Genomic DNA, 13,070 nt, shown 5'->3' with positions numbered 1-13,070 from the left:
ATGGATGTTGTCGTTTATGCTCCTGCATCAATCGGTAATGTCAGTGTAGGGTTTGATGTGCTGGGGGCCGCTGTGTCTCCAGTGGATGGCACACTGCTGGGTGACCGAGTAATGGTTAAAGTAGGCGATGAATCATTCTCGCTAAAAACAGCAGGCAGCTTTGTTTCTAAGCTGCCGACTGAAGCCAAAGAAAACATCGTCTATGACTGCTGGGTGGTGTTCTCTAGAGAGCTTGATAAAAAAGGCGTTGCGCTAAAGCCTTTAGAAATGACACTCGAAAAGAACATGCCTATTGGTTCTGGTCTAGGTTCAAGTGCATGTTCAATTGTCGCGGCACTGGATGCGCTAAATCGTTTTCATGGCCAGCCACTGAATGAGACTGAACTGCTTGCTCTAATGGGCGAAATGGAAGGTAAGATTTCAGGCGGTATCCATTATGATAACGTTGCTCCATGTTACCTTGGTGGTGTGCAGTTAATGCTTGAAGAGTTAGGTATCATTAGCCAAGAAGTACCGTGTTTTGATGACTGGTATTGGGTAATGGCGTATCCGGGTATTAAGGTTTCAACGGCTGAAGCTCGCGAAATTCTTCCTTCTCAATATCGTCGTCAGGATGTGATTGCCCATGGCCGTCATCTAGCGGGTTTTATCCACGCGTGCCACTCTGGTCAGCCAGAGCTAGCAGCGAAGATGATCAAAGACGTGATTGCTGAACCATATCGTGAGAAACTGCTTCCAGGGTTTGCTGATGCGCGTAAATACGCCACTTCAGCAGGAGCACTGGCTACTGGGATCTCCGGTAGCGGTCCAACTCTATTTAGCATTTGCAAAGAACAAGATGTCGCCGAGCGTGTTGCACGCTGGTTAGAACAAAATTACGTACAAAATGAAGAAGGATTCGTTCACGTTTGTCGCCTAGATAAGCAAGGTTCGATCGTTACAGGAAGTGAGTTATGAAGCTGTACAACATCAAAGAAAATGACGAGCAAGTCTCTTTTGGCCAAGCCGTTCGTCAAGGTTTAGGTCGTAATCAAGGTCTATTTTTTCCATCTGAGCTACCAAAGTTTGATGATATCGATGCGCTGCTAGCAGAGGACTTTGTCCCTCGTAGCTCAAAGATTCTGTCAGCATTGATTGGCGATGAATTACCAAAAGAACAGATCGACCAAATGGTGGATGCAGCGTTCCAATTCCCTGCACCAATCAACCAAGTAAAAGACGGCGTTTACGCGCTTGAGCTTTTCCACGGCCCTACACTGGCGTTTAAAGATTTCGGTGGCCGCTTTATGGCTCAGTCTTTAGCAGCCGTTTCAGATGGTGGTCAAATCACTATCTTAACAGCAACATCAGGTGATACTGGTGCGGCGGTCGCACATGCTTTCTACGGCATGGAAGACATCAATGTTGTGATTCTTTACCCGAAAGGCAAGATCAGCCCATTGCAAGAGAAGCTTTTCTGTACGCTGGGTAAGAATATTCACACTGTCGCTATCGATGGTGACTTTGATGCGTGTCAGGCTCTGGTTAAAGACTCATTTGATGATGCTGAACTGCGTAAAGAGATTGGTCTTAACTCGGCAAACTCTATCAACATCAGCCGTTTAATGGCTCAGATCTGTTACTACTTTGAAGCGGCTTCTCAGCTGACTAAAGAGCAACGTGAAAACCTAGTTATTTCTGTACCAAGTGGTAACTTTGGTAACCTAACGGCGGGTCTATTGGCTAAAGCACTAGGTTTACCTGTTAAGCGTTTCATCGCAGCAACCAATGAAAATGACACGGTTCCTCGCTACCTAGAAACAGGTCAATGGGATCCAAAACCGACCGTTGCGACAACATCGAACGCGATGGACGTAAGCCAACCAAATAACTGGCCTCGTATTGAAGAGCTTTGCCAACTCAAAGGTTGGGGCTTAGATACACTAGGCAAAGGTAAAGTATCTGACGAGCAGAGCGCTGAGTCAGTTCGCGACCTAAAAGCACAAGGTTACCTATGTGAACCACATGGTGCGATTGCTTACCGTCTATTGGAAGAGCAATTGCAAGAGAATGAAACTGGCTTGTTCCTGTGTACAGCACACCCAGCGAAATTCAAAGAAGTGGTTGATGACATCCTAGGTTCTGATATCGAACTGCCAGGCCCGCTAGCAAAACACGCGGTAATGGAGTTGTTGTCTGAAGATCTTGATAACGATTTTGAAGCGCTAAAAGCAGTGCTTCGTCGAGTTCAACCGTAACGTCCATTTGTTTTTCGAACAAATAAAAACGGCGCTCAATGAGCGCCGTTTTTGTATTCTAATTTAAGCTCTAAAAATTATAGAGACTCAGTGAACGTACGTGCGATAACGTCACGTTGCTGTTCAGTTGTTAGAGAGTTGAAACGTACAGCGTAACCCGATACACGGATAGTTAGCTGTGGGTAGTTCTCTGGGTGAGCAACTGCGTCTTCTAGCGTTTCACGCTTAAGAACGTTAACGTTTAGGTGTTGGCCACCTTCGATGCGTGGTGCTGCTTCGATTGCAACTTCACGGCTTTCGTACTCGCCTAGGTCTGCAGCTGAGATAACTTGGTCAGCTTCGAAACCTGCAGTAGCAACAACACAACGAGCTTCATTCTTCTCGCTATCTAGTAGCCAGATTGAGTTTAGTAGGTCATCGTTTGCTGCTTTAGTAATTTGAATACCTTGGATCATAACTATCTCCTAGTCCACTGAATGTGGTTTGATTATGGTGTTAACTTTCGATTTTTATTGAGCTGAGTAATATATACCTAATATTAGTAAGGTTAACATTGATTTAAGTCAAAAAACAACCAAAAACCATATTTTTACAAAGGTTATTATCTTGAGGTAAATCAACAAAACCTTTGAAAACAAAGTAATTACAAAATATTTTAAAGTATAAAAAATATTTAACAGTTGTATTTGTTGTAAATTTACTACATTTGTTGTGTTTTTATTGAACAGCAACCGATACAACCCTTTATTTATTAAGCATTATGAAAGTGTAAAGTGATTTAATGACAAACAATAATTCATCCTCAAAACCGGAAACAAATATGAAGTTTATTGGCGCTCATGTGTCGGCTGCTGGTGGTGTTGATCAGGCGCCTATGCGTGCACGTGAAATAGGTGCCAATGCGTTTGCACTGTTTACCAAGAATCAGAGACAGTGGGCGGCAAAACCGCTAGAAGCGAAAACCATTAGTGCCTTCAAAGCCAATTGCAAAATGTTGGGCTTCGGTGCTGAGCACATTCTTCCTCATGACTCCTACCTTATTAACCTAGGAGCACCAGAGGAAGAGAAGCTAGAGAAATCACGCGCGGCTTTTATTGATGAGATGGAGCGTTGTAATCAACTTGGGTTAACGCTTTTGAATTTTCACCCTGGGAGTCATTTGAAGAAAATCTCAGAAAGCGAATGTTTGGCTAAGATCGCCGAGTCGATCAACCTAGCTCATCAAGCTGTACCTGACGTAATCGCGGTGATCGAGAATACGTCAGGGCAGGGCACTAACCTTGGTTGGAAGTTTGAACATCTAGCTGAGATTATCGAGCAGGTAGAAGATAAGTCACGTGTTGGCGTGTGCTTAGACACCTGCCATACGTTTACTGCTGGCTATGACTTACGTACAAAAGAGGCGTGTGAGCATACTTTTGCTGAGTTCGACCGCATTGTGGGTATGCACTATCTAAGAGCAATGCACATCAATGATTCAAAAGCTGAGTTCGCGAGTCGAGTTGATCGACACCATTCTTTAGGAAAAGGTGAAATTGGCTGGGATTGTTTTGAGTATATTGCTTCTGATTCTCGCTTTAATGGTATCCCTCTTATCTTGGAAACGATTGATTCGACGATTTGGAAAGAGGAAATTCAACAACTTAGAATGTTTCATCGCTCAGCAACGGTAGTCAGCGAAGAAGCGTAATAATAGAAGGGAAAATTTATTTCCGTCTATTTCTAAAAATTGGCACCTTTCTTTCATAACATTAAAGTGAATATGTAGTTCACGATGTCTTAGAGGAGGTGCCTTTATGTATTCAATCACCCAAACTTCAACTGTTGCTGTCGCAAGTCGTTTACCAACACCAAACCGTCACGTGCATAACCATGGCCACCATCGTACACAACAGAAAAGTGGTTAATCGAGATAAACACAACTTGAACTGATTATTATGATTCATCAACAAGTGAACCCTACAAATCATGTTTATTGATAGCTGTATGAGGTATAACTAGATCCCTATTTAGGACAGTTAGCCGATACAGCTATTTTTTTGTCTGGCGAAAGCCGCTAGAAACCTTGATGATTGGGAAGTAAAACGATGATCGCACCAAAAACTTGGGAATCCATTATTAATGATGAACGTGACAAGGAGTACTTTCAGAGTGTCCTCGCGTTTGTTGAGCAGCAACGTAATAATGGGAAAACCGTCTACCCGCCACAAGATCAGGTGTTCAGTGCCTTTGATATGACGCCTTTCGAATCCGTGCGAGTAGTTATCTTAGGGCAAGATCCTTATCACGGTGCTAACCAAGCTCATGGTTTAGCATTCTCAGTCCTTCCTGGCGTGAAAATCCCCCCTTCTCTACGCAATATGTACAAAGAGCTTGCACAAGATATAGAGGGCTTTGAGATTCCTAGTCACGGTTATCTCGATTCTTGGGCATCGCAAGGGGTGTTGATGTTGAACACCGTTCTTACAGTAGAAGAGGCAAAAGCACACTCACATGCTAAATGTGGTTGGGAAACTTTTACTGATGCCATGATTGCTGAGCTCAATCAGCGTTCTGAACCGATCATCTTTTTGTTGTGGGGCGCACACGCCCAGAAGAAAGGCCAAGCGATTGATGAAGACAAACATCAAGTGTTGGTTGCACCTCACCCATCGCCATTATCGGCACGTCGTGGCTTCTTCGGTTGTCAGCATTTCTCAACAACCAACAAGTTACTTTCTTCTATGGATCAACAACCTATTGACTGGTGTTTACCAACAGAAGTGTAGGTTGGTGGTTTTCTGAGCCGGGTCAAATCATAAATCAGTATCTTCGTATACACTTATAAACAGTAGGTGTAATGGAGTGCAATACTATGATGATTGAAAGGATAAGACGAGAGCATGGCTATATGGCTCGTTTGCTCGCGATACTCAACAATAAGTTAGAGTTTCTAAAACAAGAGCGAGAAATAAACTATAGCTTGATCGCAGAGGTGGTTGATTACCTGATGAACCATTCGGACAAAGTGCATCACCCTAAAGAAGACGTTATTTATCGCTACTATCTTAAACAATATGGCAGTGATCAAGCGATTGAAGACTTGGAGTTAGAGCATCAATTGCTTTCTGAGAAAACGGCGGACTTTTTAGGCGTGGTCGATATGATCCTTCAAGATGCGGTGGTTCCTCAGCAAGTCTTTATTGAGCAGCTTGAAGCGTTTGTTAAGGCTCAGAGAAAGCACATGGAATATGAAGAGAAGCATGTGCTACCAATGATTGTTGAGGCGTTCACGGTTAAGGATTGGCAAGAGGTTGAGTCACAGTGGCTTCAACCAGAAGACGACCCTGTTTTTGGGGACACGATTGCTGACCAATATCGCCAGCTCGCAGCTCGCGTTCGACAAAATGAGCAAGAGTGCGTTTAGTTAATATTAAGAGTGAGTCACACCTATTTCGAAGTGCCTTCTATATTAAGAGGTGACTGTTTGAGACTCCCTCTATATTAGTTGATTAGTTCTTAGTGCGGCGCTTTGAACGGATGCGATAGTCTAAACAATAAAAAAGGCACCTTTATAGGTGCCTTTTGCTATCTGATTTCTTATCGTGCTGATTAAAGCTTTATATCGTCAAGGCTAAAATCGAGACCGAGATTCATCTCTCTTAGCTCTTTCTCAAGCTGCCTGCGATCGTTGATGGCTTCGATTTCACGCCACTTACGCTTAAGTGGTTTCGAGCGTGTTTTTTGAGTTGCACGAGGCATTTCTAGTTCTGATACTTCATCGAATTGAAAGCTATCCATAAGCCATATCTCCTTCCGTGGGACTAGTTCTTACGAACCATTAAATATCATATTTAGGTTCACCATAACCTTGATTTGTTTCTCATTTGTTTCAAATCTATGAAGTTTTTGTTCTGTTTTTTTATGCATGCTCACACATTGAGGGACTTTTTATGTATAAAAAACAAGCAAACAAACCTAAGTAAACGATTAAATTAGGGGTTATTGAATGTTAATTCATTGTGCGAATGGAATAGTGTTTTGCCTATAATGCATTGAAGTGCACATGGTGCTATGCGGTATAGGGATCTCATTGGCCTAGAAAAAAACGAAGATCTTCACTATACCTTGTAAAACCTAGGCTGACGTCATTTTTATGGGATGGTGTTCTTGTTGGGACGGAGCCGTGGCTGTTGTTGATATTATGTCCCGATAATGTGACTTTTATTGGGCTGTATTGTTGAAAGTTGTGTTAACAAAAGGTGTGTTATTAGTGAAATGTCATTTTAATATAAATTCATTTGCATATTGATTTTTAAGTCGTCTCGCTGCATTATCCGCCCGTCAAAAAATACACTGATACGTAAAATGGATGCATGAAGCGACATTTACAATCTAGATCGCAGCAAATAAATATAAAACGAATGCCGACACAACATTGACACTGGCATAGGCGATTTAGAGGAAGGCTAGGAAGCATGATCGGTGCTTAAACTCAATTACGAGGTTCACGTGACAGACTTAATCAATTTGATGAACGATCTCCTTTGGGGATCTATCTTAGTTTACTTACTGGTTGGTGTGGGTATCTACTTCACTGTACGACTAGGCTTCATTCAATTCCGCCATTTCGGCCACATGTTCTCTGTTCTGAGAAACAGCCGTAAAGCAGACAGTGCTGGTATCTCTTCTTTCCAAGCTCTTTGTACTAGTCTCGCTGCTCGTGTAGGTACGGGTAACATGGCAGGTGTTGCTGTAGCTCTAACCGCAGGTGGCCCTGGTGCTATCTTCTGGATGTGGCTAATCGCCATGCTAGGTATGGCAACATCGTTTGCTGAAAGTACACTGGCACAGCTATACAAAACGCGTGATAACGACGGTAACTACCGCGGCGGCCCTGCATACTACATGGAGAAAGGCCTAGGCATGCGTTGGATGGGGGTTCTATTCTCTATCTTCCTAATCATTGCATTCGGTCTTGTATTCAACGCGGTTCAAGCAAACGCGATTGCAAGCGCAATGAACACAGCATTTGACCTTGAGCGTAGCTACGTTGGTGTTGGTATCGTAATTATCTCTGCATTCGTTATCTTCGGTGGTATCCGTAAGATTGCACGTACTGCAGAAATCATCGTTCCAATCATGGCATTGGCTTACCTAGCGATCGCTATGTACGTGATGTTCGCGAACATCGAGAAAGTGCCTGAAGTATTGGCTCTTATCTTCAAGAGTGCATTCGGTCTGCAAGAAGCAGCGGCGGGTGGCCTAGGTTACGCAATCGCACAAGCGATGATTAACGGTATCAAACGTGGTTTGTTCTCGAACGAAGCGGGTATGGGTTCTGCGCCAAACGCAGCAGCTTCTGCTACGCCTTACCCACCACACCCAGCATCACAAGGTTACGTGCAAATGCTAGGCGTGTTCATGGATACCATTGTTATCTGTTCAGCAACAGTAGCAATCATCCTGATGTCTGGTGAGTATGTACCACACGGTGAAGTTACGGGTATCGAACTAACGCAACGTGCACTAACAGCACAAGTTGGCGAATGGGGTGGCATCTTTGTAGCGGTAGCGATTTTCTTCTTCGCTTTCACTTCAATTATTGCAAACTACTCGTACGCTGAAACGAACCTTATCTTCCTAGAGCACAACAACAAGAAAGGCCTAGTGCTGTTCCGTATTGTTGTACTGGGTATGGTTATGTTCGGTTCTCTAGCGACACTACCAACGGTATGGGCCCTGGCTGACGTATCGATGGGCCTAATGGCGATTGTTAACTTGGTGGCGATTATCCTGCTATCAGGCATCGTGATTAAGCTAGCGAAAGACTACAACCGCCAACTAGACGCGGGTAAAGTACCGACATTCGATTCGAATGACTTCCCTGAGCTTAAGTCTCAACTGGAAGACGGTATTTGGGACAACAACAAGAAATAATCTTGTTGGAGCGATAAACCGCTCATCCTAAAATGATTAGAAAGGCTAAGGTTTCGACCTTAGCCTTTTTCTTTGCCTGTCATTTGTCTCATTCTGTCTATCAAAGCTTATTCTCCCTATCGAAGCTCATTCTCCCTATCAAAGTAATAGGAAGAGTCATAAAGACAAGTTGATGTTTTTTCTATACTCTAGCAGCATCCAGTTAGATAACCGATTAGGGTAAAGTTATGTTAGTTGTCGTTTCTCCAGCCAAAACACTTGATTACGAATCACCATTAGCGACTGAACGCTTTAGTCAGCCTGAGTTTGTTGAACACTCTGCTGAACTGATTGAAGAGTGCCGTAAACTGACGCCAGTCGATATTTCTGCACTGATGAAGGTGAGCGATAAAATCGCAGGGTTGAACGTAGCGCGCTTTGAGCAGTGGAGCGAGACCTTTACCCAAGACAACGCACGCCAAGCAATCCTAGCCTTTAAGGGCGATGTATACACTGGCTTAGATGCTGAGACGCTATCGGATGAAGATTTTGACTACGCACAAAATCACCTGCGCATGCTTTCTGGGTTATATGGCTTGCTTAAGCCGTTAGATTTGATGCAGCCTTACCGTCTAGAGATGGGGACACGCTTGGCGAATGCTCGTGGTACTAACTTGTACCAGTTCTGGGGCAACATCATTACAGACAAGCTGAATGAAGCGTTGAATGCTCAAGGCGACAATGTGCTGATCAACCTAGCATCTAACGAATACTTTAAAGCTGTGAAGCCGAAGAGCTTGGATGGCCAAGTGATTACCCCTGTATTCAAAGACTGCAAGAACGGTCAGTACAAGGTGATCAGTTTCTACGCGAAGAAAGCGCGTGGCATGATGGCTCGCTACATTATCGAGAACAAGATCGACTCGGTTGAAGCGCTGACTCAGTTTGATACAGCGGGTTACTACTTCGTTGAAGAAGAGTCGAACGCGAAAGAGCTTGTCTTCAAACGTGAAGAGCAAAACTAGACGTTATTGATTAATGGTCGTCACGCTCTATGGCGAGATGCCAACCAGATAGAGAAAAGCCCCATGCAGCGAACTGCATGGGGCTTTTTATTGAATCGTTGAAGCTATTAGATTATTTCTTCTTTGCTGCTTTCTTTTTCTTCGCGATTTTTTTCTTCTTCGCGATTTTTTGTTTCTCTACCGCTTTCTTATCTTCTTTCTTCGGTTTCTTCTTCTTAGTCACGGCCGCTTTCTTATGCGTAGGGCGCATGCCTTCGATGAAGCGTTCTTTGATTGGTTCGTCTGTGTAACGAGCCACACGCTCAATCATTAGTTGATCGTGCGCTTCAATGATAGAAACCGCGTTACCTTTTTTACCAGCACGAGCAGTACGGCCAATACGGTGTAGGTATACGTCAGCAGTACGTGGCATGTCGTAGTTGATTACGTGGCTTACGTCTGGAAGGTCGATACCACGCGCCGCAACGTCAGTCGCTAGTAGCACGTTTACAGAGCCGTCACGGAAACGAGCAATCGCGTTGTTACGACGATCTTGAGGCATTTCACCTTGGATCCATGCACATGGGATTTGCGCGCTTTCAAGTTGAGCTCGTAGATCTCCTAGACGATCACGCGTCTTCAAGAATACGATGCTGCGCTCAGCTTGCTCTGTGATGACGTGCTTTAGGATGTTCAGCTTGTGCTCTGCTGTATCTGCACGGTGGTACCACTGAGTGATCTTCTTACGCTCACGAAGTGATGATTTCGCATCGATCTCTGCTGGGTTTTTCAGTAGATCTTCAGTGAAGCCTTCAATGCCTTTACCTTCTAGCGTTGCTGAGAACAGTAAAGTTTGTTTACGCCAGCGACACTCTGCAGACAGACGGTCAACAACAGGACCAAAGCCCATGTCTAGCATACGGTCGGCTTCATCTAGAACCAGCCATTCAATTGCACGACAGTCAAAACGCTCGCCTTCAATGTATTCCATCAAACGACCAGGTGTTGCTACTACGATATCTTGAGTTGTGCTTAAGATATCTGCGTGCTCTTGGTACATAACACCGCCCGTGATCGTGAAGATATTTAGGCTAGTGTATTTAGCAAGCTCACGTGCTTGTTCGGTGATCTGCATTGCTAGCTCACGCGTTGGCGTCAGGATAAGCATACGAGCAGGGCCAGATTTCTTACGTGGGAAATCCAGTAGGTATTGCAGTGCTGGCAATACAAATGATGCTGTTTTACCAGTACCTGTTGGCGCAGAAGCCAAAACGTCTCTTCCATCTAACGCTTGTGGGATTGCTTCAGCTTGTATCTGTGTTGGACGTTCGTAGCCCATTTCGTCAATTGCTTTAAGCAGCTCTTGGTTTAGATCGAGTTCTGCAAAGGTTCTGATCACTGTTGTTTCTCCACAAGCAATAAATGTTTCTGCCTCAAAAAGCAGACGATAAAAAAGAGTAGTCGGACATTATAGAAGCATTAGTGATTAGGATCACATGGTATTTGCTACATCTTGAGATAAAAATCTTTCGTGAGCGCAATAAATGCTTCGCTATAACCACCTTGATGGTGAATTGTAAGCGATTCGCGCTGCAAATCTTGCTCGCAGGCAGGATCTTTAGATAACTCAAATAGAATTCGGCTAGCCGGTTTCTTGTCTGTTGTTCTCACATCAAGGCGTTTTGCTAGATACCAACCACATTGCTCGGCAAGCTTGATAAAACCTTCCCCCTCAGGCGTCGGTAGGATGAAACTGGCCGTCGCGGCTTCGGTTGTGATCTCGAAACAACGTTGAGCAAGCGCTAGGTGATCCAAGCTGTCGGTGTGTCTGGCAGTGGCTCTTTGGCTTTGCTGCGCCTGTTCTCCAGAGTTGAAGTAGGGCGGGTTACAGATGATCGCATCAAACTTCTGTGGAAAGCTTGCCGATAACACACTGTCGTGATGAAGCGAGACACGATTTTGCCAAGGCGACTGCTCAATATTGACAGTGGCAGCATCAATGGCGTGTTGATCAATATCTATCGCAGAGATTGAAGCATCCTCAAAACGCTGCGCAGCCATCAAGGCCAGCAGACCTGTTCCTGTTCCAATATCGAGTACACATGATCTTTGTGGCAGGCTTACCCACGCGCCAAGTAACACGCCATCGGTACTGACTGGCATACCGCTTTGCCCGCCGTAAATTGAGAATTGCTTAAAATTGAAGCTTTTAGTTTGCACTGTTTTGTCTTTCATTAATGTTCTGAGTATCAAGATATTTTAAGTGATTAGCTCTAATGTTAACCGCTTGTATGAATCAATGTTCTGCTTGGGAAAATATTGTTGTGAATTATGGTTAGTTTATAATTGTGGCTATTTTTCCATAGCCAGTGTAATCAACTGCTTTTTGTTCTCATATGCAAATTTATATGGTGTTTTTGTGTGGTGACTTGCAGCTAGCCAAGTGTTTCGTCATTATGCGCGACTATTTTATAGATTGATTGGCAGCTTTTAGCTGTAACATTCATGTAAGCACAACATAAACTCATAAATATAATTAAGGATTATCTGTGAAACAGAGTCTAAAACTAACAGATATAATGGCATTGGGCTTTATGCTTTTTGCGTTTTTCTTGGGTGCGGGTAACATCATCTTCCCACCTCTAGCTGGCCAATTAGCCGGTGATCACTTCCTTCCAGCGATGTCTGGTTTTCTGCTGACTGCCGTTGGTCTGCCGTTAATCACTATCGTCGCGGTCGCAGTGGCTGGTGGCTCTTGGGGTCACTTAACTAAAGATCTTCCAAAGCAAGCTGCAACTATCATGGCTGTTCTGATCTTTATCATTATCGGTCCTGCATTTGCTGCACCACGTACTGGCCTTGTTGCCTATGAGATGGCGGTGAAACCGTTCTTCATCGATGCCTCTCAAGCTCACCTAACTCTCTTTTCGATTGCATTTTTTGTAGTAGCGATGTTCTTCTCATGGTCGCAAGGTAAGCTTATTGACGTTATTGGCAAGGTACTGACACCTGCACTGTTCGTTGGTTTGGTTGTACTGGCGATTGCTGTGTTCGTTAACCCTCAAGGTGATATTCTTGCGGCTCACGGTGAGTACATCACTCAACCACTGACCAAAGGTTTCCTTGAAGGCTACAACACCATGGATACTTTTGCTTCTTTGATGTTTGGTATGCTGATTGTTGATGCGATTCGTAGCAAGGGCATTACTGACCGTGCTGCGACGACTAAGTACCTAATTAGCGCGGGTTGTATTGCCGCAGCGGGTCTAGCGTTTGTTTACATCTCTCTATTCTTCCTAGGCGCAACAAGTGCAACAGTAGCAGCCGGTGCAGACAATGGCGGTGCTATCTTAAGCCTATACGTTCAATCGTTGTTTGGTCCTTCTGGTCAGCTAGTGCTTTCTGTGATCGTACTATTAGCGTGTCTAACAACGGCGATTGGTCTTGTGTCAGCATGTTCGGATTACTTCAGCTCGCTAACGCCTCTGTCTTACAAGACTTGGGTAATCATCAACGGTGTGGCTTGTGCAACCGTTGCAAACGTTGGTCTTTCTCAACTGATTTCTCTGTCTGTTCCAGTACTATTTGCATTGTACCCAGTCGCTATCGCGTTGGTTGCTCTGACATTCTTGCGTAGCCGTTTCCCTAATCCAAAAGTGGCTTACCGCGTAGTAGTATTAGTGTCACTGCTGTTTGCTCTTATTGATGGCGCTAAAGTAGCGGGTGTAGACGTGTCTGCACTTAAGATGCTGCCACTGTTTGAGATCGGTATGGGTTGGTTGCTTCCAACGACTGCTGCAATCATCTGTATGTTCTTCGTTGGTAAATCAACAGAGCAAGAGATGGCTGAGGAGACTGTTTAATCTTCCGTTGAGATTAGATTGTTCTTCGAGATGAAATAGAAAAGGCCTCATTACTTCGCAGTAATGAG

General features: G+C 44.3%; 12 protein-coding genes. 8 read left to right on the top strand and 4 right to left on the bottom strand.

The window, feature by feature from the left end; translation table 11 throughout:
* Both thrB and thrC read left to right on the top strand, forming a co-directional pair.
* Nucleotides 1-957 carry a homoserine kinase gene (gene thrB / locus ACED45_RS03285; protein ID WP_102480910.1) on the top strand — a complete coding sequence of 319 codons (957 nt, stop codon included), beginning with the start codon at nt 1-3 and terminating at the stop codon, nt 955-957.
* The gene (gene thrC / locus ACED45_RS03280; protein WP_065584718.1) at nt 954-2,237 is read left to right on the top strand and encodes a threonine synthase; all 1,284 of its coding nucleotides are present in this window, start codon (nt 954-956) and stop codon (nt 2,235-2,237) included. The genes thrB and thrC overlap by 4 nt, the downstream gene beginning before the upstream one ends.
* A 77-nt stretch (nt 2,238-2,314) precedes the next feature.
* Here the strand turns inward: thrC and grcA are convergent, their stop codons facing one another.
* A complete protein-coding gene (gene grcA / locus ACED45_RS03275) occupies nt 2,315-2,692 on the bottom strand; it encodes an autonomous glycyl radical cofactor GrcA (protein ID WP_017059315.1) in 378 nt (125 codons plus the stop codon).
* Between the two features lie 326 nt (nt 2,693-3,018).
* Between grcA and nfo the strand changes: the two genes are divergently transcribed.
* From nfo to ACED45_RS03260, 3 genes are all read left to right on the top strand, one after another.
* Entirely contained in the window at nt 3,019-3,927 is a 909-nt protein-coding gene (nfo, locus tag ACED45_RS03270) for a deoxyribonuclease IV (protein ID WP_048658052.1), read from the top strand.
* Between the two features lie 397 nt (nt 3,928-4,324).
* Nucleotides 4,325-5,005: a uracil-DNA glycosylase gene (gene ung / locus ACED45_RS03265; protein WP_102479466.1), complete on the top strand. Its 681-nt coding sequence runs from the start codon at nt 4,325-4,327 to the stop codon at nt 5,003-5,005.
* Nucleotides 5,006-5,091: 86 nt separating this feature from the next.
* A complete protein-coding gene (locus ACED45_RS03260) occupies nt 5,092-5,643 on the top strand; it encodes a hemerythrin domain-containing protein (protein ID WP_102479464.1) in 552 nt (183 codons plus the stop codon).
* A gap of 185 nt (nt 5,644-5,828) precedes the next feature.
* Here ACED45_RS03260 and ACED45_RS03255 read toward each other — a convergent pair whose 3' ends face one another.
* A complete protein-coding gene (locus ACED45_RS03255; RefSeq protein WP_008224353.1) occupies nt 5,829-6,017 on the bottom strand; it encodes a DUF3545 family protein in 189 nt (62 codons plus the stop codon).
* A 711-nt stretch (nt 6,018-6,728) separates the two neighbouring features.
* On the opposite strand from ACED45_RS03255, the gene ACED45_RS03250 reads away from it, so the two are divergent.
* Together ACED45_RS03250 and yaaA are read left to right on the top strand one after the other, a co-directional pair.
* Nucleotides 6,729-8,156: an alanine/glycine:cation symporter family protein gene (locus ACED45_RS03250; protein WP_032545312.1), complete on the top strand. Its 1,428-nt coding sequence runs from the start codon at nt 6,729-6,731 to the stop codon at nt 8,154-8,156.
* A gap of 227 nt (nt 8,157-8,383) precedes the next feature.
* Nucleotides 8,384-9,160 (top strand): peroxide stress protein YaaA, encoded by a 777-nt coding sequence (gene yaaA, locus ACED45_RS03245; protein WP_048662676.1) that lies wholly within the window; start codon nt 8,384-8,386, stop codon nt 9,158-9,160.
* Between the two features lie 112 nt (nt 9,161-9,272).
* Here the strand turns inward: yaaA and srmB are convergent, their stop codons facing one another.
* Complete coding sequence (gene srmB, locus ACED45_RS03240) at nt 9,273-10,538, bottom strand: ATP-dependent RNA helicase SrmB (protein WP_017059323.1); 1,266 nt, start codon at nt 10,536-10,538, stop codon at nt 9,273-9,275.
* A 107-nt stretch (nt 10,539-10,645) separates the two neighbouring features.
* Nucleotides 10,646-11,374, bottom strand: a complete 729-nt coding sequence (locus ACED45_RS03235) for a tRNA1(Val) (adenine(37)-N6)-methyltransferase (RefSeq protein WP_048662677.1) — start codon at nt 11,372-11,374, stop codon at nt 10,646-10,648.
* 314 nt (nt 11,375-11,688) lie between these two features.
* Here ACED45_RS03235 and brnQ point away from each other — a divergent pair, with 314 nt between their 5' ends.
* Nucleotides 11,689-13,002, top strand: coding sequence for a branched-chain amino acid transport system II carrier protein (gene brnQ, locus ACED45_RS03230; RefSeq protein WP_102432244.1), 1,314 nt, complete (start codon nt 11,689-11,691; stop codon nt 13,000-13,002).
* The last annotated feature ends 68 nt before the right edge of the window (nt 13,003-13,070 follow it).

The organism is Vibrio crassostreae (genome assembly GCF_041439375.1).
Classification (GTDB): Bacteria; Pseudomonadota; Gammaproteobacteria; order Enterobacterales; family Vibrionaceae; genus Vibrio; species Vibrio crassostreae_D.
The sequence above is the reverse complement of the archived record's forward strand: the minus strand, read 5'-3'. Positions and strand labels throughout refer to the sequence as shown.